Below are 16,150 nucleotides of genomic sequence, written 5' to 3'. Positions count from 1 at the left end.
TGCAGGATCGGTCGCTCGTTCGGGCGCGATCAAGGATATTCCCATGACTCAAGAATCACTGAACCTCGCGGATCTTAAAGCCAAGAGCCCCAAGGATCTTCTGGCGATGGCCGAGGAACTGGAGATCGAAAACGCCTCGACCATGCGGAAAGGTGAAATGATGTTCCAGATCCTGCGCGAGCGCGCGGATGAAGGGTGGGAAATCAGCGGTGATGGCGTCCTCGAAGTACTCCAGGACGGTTTTGGCTTCTTGCGCTCGCCGGAGGCGAACTATCTGCCGGGTCCGGACGACATCTATGTATCGCCAGATATGACCCGCAAGTTTTCTTTGCGTACGGGGGATACGATTGAAGGCACGATCAAGGCGCCCGAGGATTCCGAGCGTTACTTTGCGTTGATGGACGTCTTGAAAATAAACTTTCAAGATCCGGAGAAGGCGCGACATAAAATTGCGTTCGATAACCTCACACCGTTGTATCCTGATGAACGAATGAAGATGGAAGTTGAAGATCCGACCATCAAGGATAAATCTGCACGGATCATCGACCTTGTGGCGCCGATCGGAAAAGGACAGAGATCTCTCATTGTCGCGCCGCCGCGGACGGGTAAAACGGTTCTGTTGCAGAATATTGCCCGCTCGATCGAAGTGAATCATCCCGACGCTTACTTGATTGTTCTGCTGATCGACGAACGGCCCGAGGAAGTCACCGACATGCAGCGCTCGGTGAAAGGCGAGGTTATTTCTTCGACCTTTGATGAGCCTGCAACCCGGCACGTCGCTGTATCCGAAATGGTGATTGAAAAAGCCAAGCGTCTGGTCGAACATAAACGAGATGTTGTTATTCTTCTTGATTCGATCACGAGACTTGGTAGGGCATTCAACACCGTGGTGCCGTCATCTGGTAAAGTCCTGACGGGTGGTGTGGATGCAAACGCCTTGCAACGGCCTAAGCGTTTCTTTGGCGCCGCGCGTAATATTGAAGAGGGCGGCTCCTTGACGATTATCGCCACGGCCCTGATCGACACAGGAAGTCGAATGGACGAAGTGATTTTTGAGGAATTCAAAGGAACAGGGAATTCCGAGATTGTTCTTGATCGGAAAGTTGCTGACAAACGTGTTTTCCCATCTATGGATATCCTCAAGTCCGGAACCCGGAAAGAAGAGCTTCTGGTGGACAAGATTGATCTGCAAAAGACGTTTGTTCTTCGCCGTATCTTGAACCCGATGGGGACGACAGACGCCATTGAATTCCTGATTTCGAAGTTGAAGCAAACCAAGAGTAATTCAGAGTTCTTCGACTCCATGAACACCTGACGTGCCAGCTGAGAGGGTGTATCATGGATACGATTTACGCTCTGGCCTCGGCTCAGGGAAAAGCGGGCGTCGCAGTTGTAAGAATTTCTGGTCCAGACGCATTTGATGCTGCCACAATCCTTTGCGGTAGTTTACCAGCTCCACGACAGCACGCTGTTCGACGCATAAAGACCGCGTCCGGTGAATATCTCGACGAGGCGCTGGTTCTGGTGTTTCCTGATGGTGCCAGCTTTACTGGCGAATCTGTTGTTGAGCTTCATCTACATGGTAGTATTGCCGTGGTATCAGCGGTGTTGCGGGAACTGTCCGAACTTGGTGGGCTACGTTTGGCCGAACCAGGTGAGTTCACGCGCCGAGCGTTGGAAAACGGTCGCTTGGATCTAGCTCAGGTCGAAGGACTTGCAGATCTGATCGAAGCGGAAACCGAGGCGCAACGCGTACAGGCGTTGAGGTCACTCTCGGGGGATCTCGGGCAAGTAGTTGGGAACTGGAGAACAAAGCTTATCCGAGCTTCAGCACTACTCGAAGCTGTTATTGATTTTGCTGATGAAGACGTGCCCGAAGATGTTGGACCTGAAGTTCTAAGTTTAATAGCCGATATTACGCATTCACTTCAGATACAATTGGATGGCTTCAAATCAGCAGAACGCATTAGATCCGGTTTTGAGGTTGCGATTATTGGGGCGCCAAACGTCGGAAAATCGACGCTTCTGAATGCCCTTGCCGGTCGTGACGCTGCGATTACATCGGAAGTCGCAGGTACAACGCGTGATGTTATTGAAGTTAGGATGGAGCTCGACGGTCTGCCAGTGACGCTATTGGACACAGCTGGCTTGCGCGAAACTGATGACATTGTCGAAAGCTTGGGAATTGAGCGAGCAATTCAGAGGGCGAGCGCCGCAGATCTGCGCGTTCTTCTGTTCGAGGACAGTGAGCCTTCGGACATTGCCCTGAAAGACGATGATATTTCTGTGGCTTCTAAAGCTGATCACGATGGAGTTGGCGTTTCTGGTCTCACCGGGCGTGGCGTTGACGCTCTTATCAAACGAATAACATCTGTTTTGACGTTGCGCTCTAAGAGTGCTGGACTTGCGACGCGGGAACGACATCGCGTGGCAATGCGAGAAACGCTTTCGGCTTTGAATTATGCCGAAACTCTGGTTAGCCAAAATAGTGAGCAATATGATATTGCAGCAGAAGAACTTCGTGTAGCGATTCGACATCTCGAAAAACTTATAGGTCGCGTTGATGTCGAAATGTTGTTAGACGAAATTTTCTCAAGTTTCTGCCTTGGTAAGTAGCGGAGTGTTTCACGTGAAACATCGAACCTTTGATGTTGTTGTCATCGGCGGCGGGCATGCCGGTACAGAAGCCGCGCATGCGTCAGCCCGGATGGGCGCGAAAACAGCACTCGTCACGTTGAAACGTGAGGGAATCGGGGTGATGTCCTGTAATCCTGCGATTGGAGGGCTTGGAAAAGGCCATCTTGTTCGTGAGATTGATGCCTTTGATGGCGTCATGGGGCGTGTTGCCGATAAAGCGGGGATCCAATTTAGGCTGTTGAACAAACGTAAGGGACCGGCAGTTCAAGGCCCACGCGCACAAGCTGATCGTAAAGTCTACCGCCTTGCGATGCTTCAAGAAATGGAATTAGCCGAGAATCTTCAAATTATTGAAGGAGAGGCAACGGACTTTATCATGCGTTCCGGCGAAGTTCGCGGGGTCATTCTCGAGGACGGTTCGAAACTTTCCGCGGCGGCTGTTGTGCTTACCACCGGCACGTTTTTGCGTGGCGTCATCCATATAGGGGATATTTCGCATCCCGGCGGCAGGATGGGGGACAAGCCTTCTGTACGACTTGCTGAACGCATTGATGAGTTTAATTTGCGGTTGGGGAGGTTGAAGACCGGAACCCCGCCACGGCTGGATGCGCGGAGCATAAATTGGGATATTTTGGACGCGCAGCCTGGGGATGAAGACCCGACGCTCTTTTCGTTTATGTCTAAATCCGCTTCGTTGCGGCAAGTGACATGTGGCATTACGCATACGAACGCCGAAACTCATGAGATTATTCGAAATAACCTTGATAAATCTGCAATGTATGGTGGGCGGATTGATGGCGTTGGTCCTCGCTACTGCCCTTCAATCGAAGACAAGATTGTACGGTTTGCGGATAAAGAGTCTCATCAAATATTTCTTGAGCCAGAAGGCCTTGAGTCTAATACCATATATCCAAACGGTATATCGACATCTATGCCCCAGAAGGTACAGACGAGATATGTAAACTCCATTGTCGGGCTTGAAGCTGCGGAAATCGTACAACCAGGTTACGCCATAGAATATGATTATGTAGATCCTAGATCTCTAAGCTCTACATTGCAGGTGAAAGTTGTATCTGGCTTGTATTTGGCAGGTCAGATCAATGGGACAACGGGGTATGAGGAAGCTGCTGCCCAAGGATTGGTAGCCGGACTTAACGCCGCTGCCGCTTGTCAGGGTCAAGAACCGGTACACTTCAGCCGGTCTGATAGTTATATTGGGGTAATGATTGATGATTTGACGTCGAAGGGCGTTCAAGAGCCTTATCGCATGTTCACATCACGCGCAGAGTTTCGGCTTTCTTTGCGGGCGGACAATGCGGACCAAAGATTAACACCGAAGGCGATCGATCTTGGGTGTGTTTCCGAAAAGCGAAAGCAGTTGTTTGAAGTCAAGTTAGATCGGCTAACGTCCGCCCGGACATCGCTGTCGTCAAAAACTTTTACAACGCGTGATGTTGAAGCAGTTGGCGTCACCATCAACCATGATGGTGCGCGGAGATCGGGTTATGATCTGCTCGCATTTGCGAATATAGATTTCGGAACACTGATTAAACTTGCACCTGAATTTGCGGCAATTGATAGCGAATCTCGTGAACAGTTGGCGCGCGAGGCGCTATATGTGCACTACATTGAACGACAAAATCGAGATGTGGAGATGGTTCGGCGTGATGAAGCTCAAGTTATTCCCGAAGATTTTGTGTATGTAGGCGTTGATGGGCTTTCAAATGAACTGAAATCGAAACTGTCTGCGGCGCGGCCCAAAAATCTTTCTGAAGCTGCAAAGATCGAAAGCATGACGCCCGCCGCACTTGTTCTGCTTTTGGCGAAAATCCGGCAGTTGAAGCGGAGATCAGCTTGACTATGATGCGAAGCTTGAATGTTTCACGTGAAACATATGAAAAGCTGCAACGATATGTCGATCTCTTGTTAGCATGGACAGCAAAGATTAACCTGATTTCGAAAAAATCAGCATCGGATGTATGGCATCGTCACATCATTGATTCCATTCAGGTTTTCCAATCAATTGAACACCCTAGCAAAACTTGGCTTGATCTGGGTAGCGGAGGCGGCCTTCCTGGTCTTGTCGTGGCTATTCTTGCTACTGAAGCGTCGCCTGAAATGAAGACAGTGCTTGTCGAATCTGATCTAAGAAAGGCCGCATTTCTCAGAAATGTCATTCGAAAATTAGATCTGCATGCGACTGTAATGTCGGAGCGAATTGAAAATCTCGATCCTTTGAAGGCAAATGTCGTCAGCGCGAGGGCTCTTGCCGACCTGGATACGTTGCTGTCTTTCGCAAACTTGCATCTCGCATACGACGGAACGGCCATCTTTTCAAAAGGCGAAAAATGGCAAAAAGAGGTGGATAAGGCGCGCGAGTCATGGCGATTTGATCTGGATGTGATACAAAGCAAAACAGACCCTATGGCCGCTATACTAAAAATCGGAGGCATCTCTCGTGTCTGATCTTGCCAGACCCGCTGGTCCAAAAATCATAGCCGTCGCCAATCAGAAGGGCGGGGTAGGGAAGACCACCACCACGATCAATCTGGGTGCGGCTTTGGCAGAGCTTGGCTGTCGTGTGCTTGTAGTCGATCTCGACCCTCAGGGGAATGCGTCTACGGGGCTGGGAATAGAGCCCGAAGACCGTGGTCTCACCACCTACGAATTGCTGCTGGACGATACAGAGCTTCATGCCGTCGTTCAGAAAACCAGTGTCGAACGCTTGATGATCATACCTGCGACTGTAGATCTTAGCTCTGCTGATATCGAACTTATCGCTAACGAAAAGCGTAGCTATTTGCTGCATGACGCTCTTCGGCAAGCAGCGATGGACGATTTCGCGCTGGACTTTATCCTGATTGACTGTCCTCCGTCGTTGAATCTTCTTACCGTAAACGCGATGGTCGCATCGCATTCAGTCCTGGTGCCACTCCAAAGTGAATTTTTTGCGCTCGAAGGCCTAAGCCAATTAATGCTCACAATTCGTGAGGTCCGGCAGACGGCAAATCCACATTTGCGTATCGAGGGGGTGGTGATGACCATGTATGACGCACGAAATAACCTCTCTCAGCAGGTAGAAAGTGACGCGCGGGACAATCTTGGGGAACTGGTGTTCAATGCGGTTATTCCGCGGAATGTTAGGGTCAGCGAAGCACCATCCTATGCGCTGCCGGTCCTGCAATATGACGGAAGCTCAAAAGGTGCTGCGGCCTATCGAGAGCTTGCGCGGGAACTATTACAAAAAAACGCAAAGATGGCTGCTTAAGCTACCGGAGGAATGAGATGACAGAGAGTAAAGAGCGTCGTCGCGGATTGGGCCGTGGCCTGACCGCGTTGATGGCAGATGTGGATCCAACAGGAGAGCAGAGCGCGGATACATCGCCTAGGGCGGACCGCTCTATCCCGATAGAGCGGATTGTCCCAAATCCTGACCAGCCACGGCGACATTTTACGCCGGAGCAATTGGACGAGTTGGCGGCGTCCATACGAACGCGCGGCGTTATCCAGCCTTTGATCGTTCGTCCAAAGCCCGGAGAGAGTAATCTATACGAGATCGTTGCGGGGGAGCGGCGTTGGCGGGCTGCACAAATGGCCCAACTGCACGAATTGCCGGTATTGGTGCGTGAGTTTTCCGACATCGAGGTGTTGGAAGTCGCGATTATCGAGAACATTCAACGCGCGGATCTCAATGCGATCGAAGAAGCTGCGGGATATAGGCAGCTGATGGACCGTTTTGGCCATACTCAGGAAAAGATGGCGGAGGCCCTTGGTAAAAGCCGCAGTCATATCGCCAACCTTCTCAGACTGCTGAATTTGCCCGACGATGTGCAGAAGATGGTTGTGGGTGGCGATCTTTCCGCGGGACATGCAAGAGCGCTTATTACCTCCGATAAATCACTGGAGTTGGCCAAGCAGGCTGTTTCGGCTGGATGGTCGGTTCGAGATATTGAAAAAGCCGTCAAGAAAGCTGCACAGACTGATCCTGCGGCCACTTCGGGTGCAAAGCCGAAGGGAGGTCGGGCGGAAAAGGACGCGGATACAAAAGCCCTTGAAGGTGATATTTCTGCTGCTCTGGGAATGTCGGTGAGTGTGGATCACAAGGCCGGCGGGGAATCCGGACAATTGGTTATCCGCTACACGAATCTGGAGCAGTTGGACGATTTGTGCCGGATTTTAAGCGGCAATTGATCAGCCCAGGGGCATCAGCTCTTCAATAACGGCATTCAGGACGAGGCACCCCCGCGCGGTGGCCCGCAACTTATGACCCCGGCGTTCAACCATGCCGAGGTCAACTAGCCCGTCGATTTTAGCGTGATCAACAAACGATCCACCAAATCTAGCCAACCGAGCAATATCTATGCCTTCGGATATTCGTAGACCCAACAGAAGGTATTCTTGTGCCTGTTCGAGCGCAGGCAAAACTTCCTGCTCTTTTGTTCCGTTGTCTTGTTCCGCCGCCGAGAGCCACTTGTCTGGCATTGACCACGCAACTGTTGCGCGTCGGCGACCATCCAGCGTCACGCGGCCATGGGCTCCAGGGCCGATTCCAATATAGTCCCCGTATCTCCAGTAGATCAAATTGTGCCGTGATTCAGAACCTGGTCGTGCGTGGTTTGATACTTCGTAGGCGGACATGCCGTACTCGCCACAAACATCTTGAGTAATCTGGTACATATCCGCCGACAGGTCGTCATTGGGCAGCCCGCGCAGACCCCCTGCATTGAAGCGGTCGCCAAAAGCAGTCCCATTCTCGATGGTGAGTTGATAGAGCGACAAGTGGTCCACGCTCATATCCAGCGCTTCGCGTAATTCAGTCTTCCAAGCATTCAGCCCCTGATCTTGTCTTGCGTAGATCAGGTCAAAGCTAACGCGATCAAATTGATTTCGGGCGATATCGAAGGCCGCGCGGGCCTCTTTGACCGTGTGAATGCGGCCGAGCCGGCGCAGGTCCGTATCGTTCAGCGCCTGAATGCCCATCGAGACGCGGTTCACACCAGCCTGTGCATAGGCGCGAAAGTTCCCGGCATCGACAGAGCCGGGGTTCGCCTCCAGAGTAATTTCCGGATCATTCACCATCGGCCAGGTGGCGCGTACCCGGTCAAGGATTGCTGCGACGGTGTCCGGCGCCATCAGTGACGGTGTGCCGCCACCGAAGAACACCGTATTCAGGATGCGGCCTTGCGTCTGCGCACCGGCGCGGTCAATCTCTGACAGATAGGCGCGCGTCCAGCGCGCATGGTCGATCTGGCGCGAGACATGGCTGTTGAAGTCGCAATAGGGGCATTTGGCAGTGCAGAACGGCCAATGGATATAAAGGCCGAAGCCGCCGTTCTGCCAGTCTTCAGTCAAAGCAGGCCGTGACAAACTTCCGGAAGGCATCTGCACGATGGCTTATCCTGTTCTTTTCCCAGCGATCCATCTCGCCAAATGTTATGTCATAACCATCGGGCTGAAAAATCGGGTCATACCCATGGCCCTGATCCCCGCGCATCGGCCAGACGACCTGACCTAGCATTTCGCCGGGGAATACCTCGTCATGTCCGTCGGGCCAGGCAAGGACCAATGTGCAACAAAACCGAGCGGTGCGCGGGTAGGGCGCATTACGCGCCTCAAGCGCGTCGCGGGCCTTGGTCATGGCCATAACAAAGTCCCGCCCAGTCTCTGTTTCTGCCCAATCCGCAGTATAGACGCCGGGCGCGCCATCCAGTGCGTCAATCTCAATACCGCTGTCATCTGACAGGGCAGGCAGTCCGGTCGCCTTCGCGGCTGCGTGGGCTTTGATGCGGGCATTGCCTGCGAATGTCGTCTCAGTCTCTTCGGGTTCGGGCAGATCCATTTCGGCACCACCGACAACCTTGACGCCATAAGGCTCAAGAAGATTTTTGATCTCCTCAAGCTTGCCTGAGTTGTGGGTGGCGACCAGCAAAGTGTCGCCAGAGAATTTCCGTATCATGTGGTTGCGGCTTTTTGCGCTGCCATCAACTCTGCCGTGCCCTTTTCGGCAAGATCCATAAGTTGGTTCATCTGATCGCGCGAGAACGTGGCGCCTTCGGCTGACATCTGCACCTCGATGAGCCGACCATCGCCATGGATGATAAAGTTACCGTCCACGCCGGCCTCGCTATCCTCGGGGTAGTCCAGGTCAAGAACGGCCTGACCCGCATAGACGCCACATGAAACCGCCGCCACAGGATCAACCAGCGGGTCAGAGATGACGTCACCCGCTTTCATCAGCTTGTTGACAGCCAGACGCAGCGCAACCCAACCGCCAGTGATGGATGCGCAGCGGGTGCCGCCATCGGCCTGAATGACGTCGCAATCCACGGTGATCTGTCTTTCGCCCAGTGCGACGCGGTCCACGCCGGCGCGAAGGCTGCGTCCGATCAAACGCTGAATCTCGACCGTGCGGCCACCTTGCTTACCGGCAGTTGCTTCACGACGCATCCGCGTGTTGGTGGCGCGCGGCAGCATACCGTATTCGGCAGTGACCCAGCCCAACCCCGATCCTTTGATGAACGGCGGCACGCGGTCCTCGATGGTTGCGGTACACAACACATGGGTGTTGCCCATACGGATCAGGCAAGAACCCTCCGCGTGCATTGTGACGCCGGTTTCGATTGAAACTGCGCGCATTTCGCTTAGATCTCGTCCTGACGGTCGCATTCTGTATCCTTCCCAGATTTGCAGTCGGGATACAGGGCCAAAAGGGGCATGCGCAAGTCCGATTGACCTTTCCGCCCCAGCGTCTTTAATGGCCGTCCGCAGAATGGGTTCCGATCATGAATGACGGTCAGAAAATTCTAGGTGAGATGAACGACCGCTCGCGGGAGGTGTTCCGGCGGGTTGTCGAAGGCTATCTGGACAGCGGAGAGCCTGTCGGGTCGCGCACATTGACGCGCACGCTTAGCGAAAAGGTCAGCGCCGCCACAATCCGGAATGTCATGCAGGACCTCGAATTCCTTGGTCTTCTGGACAGTCCGCATGTCAGCGCCGGAAGAATCCCGACGCAGACGGGTCTCAGGATGTTCGTCGATGGTCTTCTGGAAGTCGGCGACCTTGGAGACGATGATCGTCAAAAGCTGGACGCCACACTCACCAGTAACACCGATGATGTATCAAACGCGCTGGACCGCGTCAGCGCGGCCCTGTCTGGCGTAACGCGCGGCGCGTCGCTTGTTTTGACACCAAAACATGAAGCTCCGATCAAGCATATCGAGTTTGTCAGCCTTGGGCATGACCGCGCTTTGGTCGTTCTGGTGTTCGGCGATGGCCATGTTGAGAACCGTCTGTTCAGCCCGCCGCCGGGTCAGACACCAAGTTCGATGCGTGAGGCGGCGAATTTTCTTAACGCGCTGATCGAAGGCAGAACGCTGTCTGATTTGCAGCGTGAAATGAAAACCGAAATTGATGCCCGCAGGCAAGAGATTGATTCCCTTGCACGCGAAATGGTCGACAGTGGTATCGCCGTCTGGACCGGTGAAGGCCATCACCATGAACGCTTGATCGTCCGCGGACGATCAAACCTGTTGGGTGCCGAGGCTGACGAGGCTGAACTTGATCGCATCCGATCGCTTTTCGATGACCTGGAACGCAAGCGTGACATCGCAGAATTTCTGGAATTGACCGAAGCAGGCGACGGGGTGCGTATTTTTATTGGCTCAGAGAACAAACTTTTCTCACTTTCGGGTTCCTCTCTGGTGGTCTCTCCATATATGAACTCGGATCGAAAGATAATTGGTGCGGTTGGCGTCATTGGACCCACGCGCCTGAACTATGGACGGATTGTCCCGATTGTGGACTACACGGCACAACTGGTCGGGAAGTTGATCTCGGACCGGAGCTAGAGGTGAAGAATGGCAGACCCGAAGGAAGAAGACTTCCTGGATGACATCGATTCGACTGAAGAAGAAGAATATGCAGATGTGATGGCGGAAGATGATGACGAGGCAATAGAGCTGGACGCATTGCGGGCCGAGCGCGATGAATTGCGCGATCGGTTCATGCGCGCGTTGGCCGATGCTGAAAATTCGCGCAAACGGTCCGAAAAGGACCGGCGCGAGGCAGAGCGATATGGCGGTTCGAAACTGGCCCGCGATTTGTTGCCGGTTTACGATAACCTTCAGCGGGCCCTGGGAACATCCGAAGACGCGGCCGAGAAAAACACCGCACTGATCGAAGGTGTTGAATTGACGCTCCGAGAACTTCGGAACGTGTTCAAGAAGCACGGAATAGAGGTTGTCTCGCCAGAGGTCGGCGAGAAATTCGATCCCAAACTGCATGAGGCGATGTTTGAAGCACCTCTGCCGGGCACAAAGTCCGGCGAGATCATTCAAGTCTCCGCAGAAGGGTTCCTTCTATACGATCGGCTCTTGCGGCCGGCCCAGGTCGGCGTGTCGTCCTTCGCTGGATAAAAAGAGTCATGTGATAAAAAATGCCCCCGGATTGCCGGGGGCATTTTTCGTTCGGTTGCACGACCGATATGATCTAGTCCCCCTCCAGAAGATCTCGAAGCTCGTAGAGAGCTTGCAGCGCATCTCGTGGGCTTAACTCGTCTGGCATGATCTCCGTCAAACGTGCCTCGACCGCAGAGGTTTTGGTAACTTGTCTGGGGGCGGGCGACGCGGCGGCAAATAGCGGAAGATCGTCGATCAACGCTTTGGGGGAACTGCGTTCCCGCTCGCCTTTTTCCAACGCATCAAGAACTGTCCGCGCCCGGTCGATCACTGCGCTCGGCAAGCCCGCAAGCTGCGCAACCTGCACGCCGTAAGATCTGTCAGCGGCGCCTTTGCGCACCTCGTGCAGGAAGATCACGTCGCCCTTCCATTCCCTAACGGCAACGGTCGTGTTTCCCACGCCGGGAAGTTTACCCGCCAATGCCGTAAGCTCGTGGTAATGCGTTGCGAACAGGGCACGCACCCGGTTCACGTCATGCAGGTATTCCAGCGTCGCCCAGGCAATGGACAGCCCGTCATAGGTTGCGGTCCCGCGCCCGATCTCGTCGAGGATCACCAGCGCCCGGTCGTCAGCCTGATTAAGGATCGCGGCCGTTTCGACCATCTCGACCATAAAGGTTGACCGTCCGCGGGCCAGATCATCCGACGCGCCCACGCGGCTGAAGATCTGGCTGACGATGCCGATATGCGCCCGTTCCGCCGGAACATAGCTGCCCATCTGAGCGATAAGCGCGATCAGTGCATTTTGTCTTAGATAGGTAGATTTACCCGCCATGTTGGGGCCGGTCAGCAATTGGATCGACGGCGCCTCTGCCTCTGCCAGAAGCGCGCAATCATTGGCGACGAATGTAGCGCCCTGCCGCGCAAGGGCTGCCTCTACCACCGGATGTCGGCCGCCTTCGATTTCAAACAGTCGCGAGTTGTCCACAGTTGGACGCGCCCAGTTCTGCGCGGATGCCAGATCGGCAAGTCCACAAGCCAGGTCGAACTCTGCCAACGCCCGCGCGGTTGCGCTGATCTGTGCGGCTTGTTCAAGAATTGCCTGTTTCAGCGTTTCATAGAGCCGCTTTTCAATCTCGATCGCCTGCCCGCCAGCGTTCAGAATGCGCGTTTCCAACTCATTCAATTCGACTGTGGTGAAACGCACCTGATTTGCCGTGGTCTGACGATGGATGAACTTATCCGACAGCGGGGCGGATAGCATCTTTTCCGCATGCGTCGCGGGTGTTTCAATGAAATAGCCAAGCACGTTGTTATGCTTGATCTTCAGCGCAGTAATGCCGGTCTGGGCCGCGTATTCCTGTTGCATGGCGGCAATCACGCTGCGCCCTTCGTCGCGCAGGGTGCGGGCCTCGTCCAACTCTGGCGCATAACCTTCTGCGATGAATCCGCCGTCGCGAGACAGCAGCGGAGGCTCTGCGATCAAGGCCTCATCAAGCAGTAGCAAAAGATCCTGATGGCCACCCAGATCACGCGCAGCATCGCTTAGAAGGTCAGGTAAACCGGTGGCCAAACTGCCTGCAATTGTGTCCGCTTGCGTAAGGCCGTTCCGAATTGCGGCCAGATCTCTTGGGCCACCACGATCCAGCGCAAGTCTTGATAGTGCACGGTCCAGATCCGGAACACTGCGAAGCGTATCCCGCAGGAACAGCCTCTGTTCGTCTGCATCGACTGCCCAATCAACAGCATCCAGCCGATTGTGGATCGACGTCAGATCGCGCGAGGGGCTGGAGATCCGCCGTTCCAGCAACCGCGCCCCCGCTGCGGTCACCGTGTGGTCCATCACCGACAGCAACGACCCGGCGCGTCCGCCAGACAGGGCATGTGTCAGTTCCAGATTGCGGCGCGTGGCGGCATCAATCTGCATGAGTCCCGACAAAGTCTCGCGTTGCGGTGGCCGGAGCAGCGGCAGCCGGCCCTTCTGGGTAATATCCAGATAATCGACCAGCGCCCCCATGGCAGACAGTTCCGCACGGTCGAAATTGCCATAGGATTCAAGTGTTTTCACACCGAACAGCGCGCAAAGACGGCTCTCGGCCCCGCCGCTGTCAAAACTGGCGCGCGAAAGCTCTGTCGCGGCAATCCCAAGATCTTCGTAGACCGACAGATCAGCGCCGTCGGCCACCAATACCTCCGACGGCAGCAGTCGCGCCACTTCGGGACCGATGCGGCTCTGTTCCAGCGGCATCACGTTAAACGCACCGGTGGAAATGTCGGCCCAGGCCAACGCCGCGCTGTCGCGGATGATCGCCACGGATGCGAGGTAATTGTGCCGCCGTGCTTCCAACAGGCTTTCTTCGGTCAGCGTTCCGGGCGTCACCAATCGCACGACATCGCGTTTGACCACCGATTTATAGCCGCGCTTCTTTGCCTCTGCCGGGCTTTCCATCTGCTCGCAGACCGCAACGCGAAACCCCTTGCGGATCAGGGTCAGCAAATAGCCTTCGGCCGCATGGACCGGCACGCCGCACATGGGAATGTCTTCACCCGCGTGCTTGCCGCGTTTGGTCAACGCAATGTCCAGCGCTTCGGCCGCCTGCTTGGCGTCCTCGAAAAACATCTCGTAAAAGTCGCCCATCCTGTAGAACAGCAGCGCATCGGGATATTGCGCCTTGATCTCCAGAAACTGTGCCATCATTGGCGTGACGGTGGCTTCGGCCGCATCCATGCGAACCCCCTTGATTTGAGACCGCGACCTTACAAAGCACGCCTTGCGGGTAAAAGCCGAAAACGAGGACAGTTGAGGCATGCTGCATGCTGCGTTAAGCACGAATAATCGTCCAGCAGGAGAGACAGGCGCATGGTCAAACAGAAATACACCCGCGAAGAGGCACTTGCGTTCCATCTGGAACCCACGCCCGGCAAGTTTGAGATCACCGCGACCGTGCCGATGACCACGCAACGCGACCTCAGCCTTGCCTATTCGCCGGGCGTCGCCGTTCCCTGTCTGGAAATCGCCGCCAATCCTGAAACGGCCTATGATTACACCAACAAGGGCAATCTGGTTGCCGTGATCTCGAACGGTACGGCGGTTCTGGGGCTGGGCAATCTTGGTGCGCTTGGCTCCAAGCCGGTGATGGAAGGCAAGGCGGTGCTGTTCAAGCGCTTCGCTGATGTCAATTCCATCGACATCGAGTTGGATACCGAAGACGCAGACGCGTTTTGCAATGCTGTTCGGCTGATGGGGCCGACATTTGGCGGCATCAACCTTGAGGACATAAAGGCGCCCGAATGTTTCATCATCGAGCAGCGCCTCAAGGAAGAAATGGACATCCCCGTCTTCCATGACGACCAACACGGGACTGCTGTGATCTGTGCGGCAGGCTTGATCAACGCGCTGCATATTTCCGGCAAGAAGATCGAAAACTGCAAGATCGTGCTGAACGGTGCCGGTGCGGCGGGAATCGCCTGCCTTGAGTTGGTCAAGTCGATGGGTGCCAAGCACGAAAACTGCATCATGTGCGACACCAAGGGCGTGATCTATCAGGGCCGCACCGAAGGCATGAACCAGTGGAAATCTGCTCATGCGGTCAAGACAGAAATGCGGTCTCTGGAAGAGGCAATGAAAGGCGCGGATGTGTTTCTCGGCGTCTCCGCCAAGGGTGCTGTGACGCAGGATATGCTGGCATCGATGGCCGATGATCCGGTGATTTTCGCGATGGCCAACCCCGACCCCGAGATCACGCCCGAAGAGGCGCATGAAGTGCGCGCCGATGCCATCGTCGCAACAGGCCGGTCGGACTATCCCAATCAGGTGAACAATGTTCTGGGCTTTCCGTATCTGTTTCGCGGGGCGCTGGATATCCATGCGCGTGCGATCAATGACGAGATGAAAATCGCCTGCGCCCAGGCCCTTGCCGATCTCGCGCGCGAAGATGTGCCTGACGAGGTCGCGATGGCCTATGGGCGCAACCTGTCTTTCGGGCGGGACTATATCATTCCGACGCCCTTTGATCCCCGGTTGATTCACCGGATTCCGCCCGCGGTGGCGCGTGCCGGAATGGACACCGGTGCCGCGCGGCGCCCCATCATCGACATGGATGCCTACGAGGCGTCGTTGAAGGCGCGGATGGATCCGACCTCGAATATTCTGCGGGGCATCAACGCCCGCGCCCGTGCCGCTCAGGCCCGTATGATCTTTGCCGAAGGGGATGATCCACGGGTGCTGCGTGCTGCGGTCATGTATCAACGCAATGGGCTGGGCAAGGCGCTGGTCGTCGGTCGGCAAGATGACGTCAGGACCAAGCTGGAAGCCGCCGGAATGGGCGACGCGGTCCGCGAGTTGGAAATCGTCAACGCGGCGAACACGCGCCACCTGCCAGCCTACAAAGAGTTTCTTTACGACAGGCTGCAACGTAAAGGCCATGATCGGCAGGACATACACCGCCTTGCCACGCGCGACCGGCATGTCTTTGCCGCGCTGATGTTGGCGCATGGCCACGGTGACGGGCTGATCACCGGCGCGACCCGCAAATCCGCGCATGTGATGGAATTGATCAACCACGTTTTTGACGCGGACGCACAGCACGGTGCGGTTGGCGTGACCGCGCTGCTTCACAAGGGTCGGATCGTGATGATCTCTGACACGTTGGTGCATGAATGGCCGGATGAAGAGGATCTTGCCACGATTGCAGAGCGCAGTGCCGATGTTGCACGGCATCTGGGGCTGGAACCACGTGTGGCTTTTGTCAGCTTCTCGACCTTTGGCTATCCGGTGTCCGAGCGTGCCGAAAAGATGCATAAGGCACCCAAAGTGCTTGACCGGCGCGGCGTCAGCTTTGAATACGAAGGCGAGATGACCGTGGATGTGGCGCTTAATACCCGGTCGCAAGAGAATTACCCGTTCTCGCGGCTGACCGGCCCTGCCAATATTTTGGTTGTTCCGGCGCGGCACTCGGCGTCGATCTCGACAAAACTGATGCAGGAAATGGCGGGTGCCACCGTCATCGGGCCAATTCTGGCAGGGATCGGTGAGTCGATTCAGATCTGCTCGTCTGTTTCAACGGCCAACGATATTCTGAACATGGCCGTGCTGGCCGCTTGCAAGGTCGGGTGAT

General features: G+C 55.2%; 13 protein-coding genes. 9 read left to right on the top strand and 4 right to left on the bottom strand.

The window, feature by feature from the left end; all coding sequences use genetic code 11:
- Positions 1–43: 43 nt before the first annotated feature.
- The 6 genes from rho to B8991_RS05230 are packed head-to-tail and all read left to right on the top strand — an operon-like array spanning position 44 to position 6,828.
- Positions 44–1,315: a transcription termination factor Rho gene (rho, locus tag B8991_RS05255; protein WP_084351011.1), complete on the top strand. Its 1,272-nt coding sequence runs from the start codon at positions 44–46 to the stop codon at positions 1,313–1,315.
- A 23-nt stretch (positions 1,316–1,338) separates the two neighbouring features.
- Positions 1,339–2,616 (top strand): tRNA uridine-5-carboxymethylaminomethyl(34) synthesis GTPase MnmE, encoded by a 1,278-nt coding sequence (mnmE, locus tag B8991_RS05250; protein WP_084351009.1) that lies wholly within the window; start codon positions 1,339–1,341, stop codon positions 2,614–2,616.
- Between the two features lie 4 nt (positions 2,617–2,620).
- A complete protein-coding gene (gene mnmG / locus B8991_RS05245; RefSeq protein ID WP_084351007.1) occupies positions 2,621–4,495 on the top strand; it encodes a tRNA uridine-5-carboxymethylaminomethyl(34) synthesis enzyme MnmG in 1,875 nt (624 codons plus the stop codon).
- A 5-nt stretch (positions 4,496–4,500) separates the two neighbouring features.
- The gene (rsmG, locus tag B8991_RS05240; protein ID WP_084351178.1) at positions 4,501–5,103 is read left to right on the top strand and encodes a 16S rRNA (guanine(527)-N(7))-methyltransferase RsmG; all 603 of its coding nucleotides are present in this window, start codon (positions 4,501–4,503) and stop codon (positions 5,101–5,103) included.
- Positions 5,096–5,905 carry a ParA family protein gene (locus B8991_RS05235; protein WP_084351005.1) on the top strand — a complete coding sequence of 270 codons (810 nt, stop codon included), beginning with the start codon at positions 5,096–5,098 and terminating at the stop codon, positions 5,903–5,905. The genes rsmG and B8991_RS05235 overlap by 8 nt, the downstream gene beginning before the upstream one ends.
- A gap of 17 nt (positions 5,906–5,922) precedes the next feature.
- A complete protein-coding gene (locus B8991_RS05230; RefSeq protein ID WP_084351002.1) occupies positions 5,923–6,828 on the top strand; it encodes a ParB/RepB/Spo0J family partition protein in 906 nt (301 codons plus the stop codon).
- Here B8991_RS05230 and hemW read toward each other — a convergent pair whose 3' ends face one another.
- The 3 genes from hemW to rph are packed head-to-tail and all read right to left on the bottom strand — an operon-like array spanning position 6,829 to position 9,303.
- Positions 6,829–7,989: a radical SAM family heme chaperone HemW gene (gene hemW / locus B8991_RS05225; RefSeq protein ID WP_235866545.1), complete on the bottom strand. Its 1,161-nt coding sequence runs from the start codon at positions 7,987–7,989 to the stop codon at positions 6,829–6,831. It abuts the gene before it with no gap.
- The gene (gene rdgB / locus B8991_RS05220) at positions 7,982–8,593 is read right to left on the bottom strand and encodes an RdgB/HAM1 family non-canonical purine NTP pyrophosphatase (RefSeq protein ID WP_084350998.1); all 612 of its coding nucleotides are present in this window, start codon (positions 8,591–8,593) and stop codon (positions 7,982–7,984) included. The genes hemW and rdgB overlap by 8 nt, the downstream gene beginning before the upstream one ends.
- Positions 8,590–9,303 (bottom strand): ribonuclease PH, encoded by a 714-nt coding sequence (gene rph / locus B8991_RS05215; RefSeq protein WP_084350995.1) that lies wholly within the window; start codon positions 9,301–9,303, stop codon positions 8,590–8,592. Before rph ends, rdgB begins: the two co-directional genes overlap by 4 nt.
- A 116-nt stretch (positions 9,304–9,419) precedes the next feature.
- Between rph and hrcA the strand changes: the two genes are divergently transcribed.
- Together hrcA and B8991_RS05205 are read left to right on the top strand one after the other, a co-directional pair.
- Positions 9,420–10,484: a heat-inducible transcriptional repressor HrcA gene (hrcA, locus tag B8991_RS05210; RefSeq protein WP_084350993.1), complete on the top strand. Its 1,065-nt coding sequence runs from the start codon at positions 9,420–9,422 to the stop codon at positions 10,482–10,484.
- 9 nt (positions 10,485–10,493) lie between these two features.
- Positions 10,494–11,051: a nucleotide exchange factor GrpE gene (locus B8991_RS05205; protein ID WP_084350991.1), complete on the top strand. Its 558-nt coding sequence runs from the start codon at positions 10,494–10,496 to the stop codon at positions 11,049–11,051.
- Positions 11,052–11,124: 73 nt separating this feature from the next.
- Here the strand turns inward: B8991_RS05205 and mutS are convergent, their stop codons facing one another.
- Positions 11,125–13,761, bottom strand: a complete 2,637-nt coding sequence (gene mutS, locus B8991_RS05200; protein WP_235866544.1) for a DNA mismatch repair protein MutS — start codon at positions 13,759–13,761, stop codon at positions 11,125–11,127.
- Positions 13,762–13,893: 132 nt separating this feature from the next.
- Here mutS and B8991_RS05195 point away from each other — a divergent pair, with 132 nt between their 5' ends.
- A complete protein-coding gene (locus tag B8991_RS05195) occupies positions 13,894–16,149 on the top strand; it encodes an NADP-dependent malic enzyme (protein WP_084350989.1) in 2,256 nt (751 codons plus the stop codon).
- Position 16,150 lies beyond the last annotated feature (1 nt).

The organism is Primorskyibacter flagellatus (genome assembly GCF_900176485.1).
In the GTDB taxonomy this organism is placed as follows: Bacteria; Pseudomonadota; Alphaproteobacteria; order Rhodobacterales; family Rhodobacteraceae; genus Primorskyibacter; species Primorskyibacter flagellatus.
Note: the sequence above shows the minus strand (reverse complement) of the source record. Positions and strands in the feature narration are given on the sequence as shown.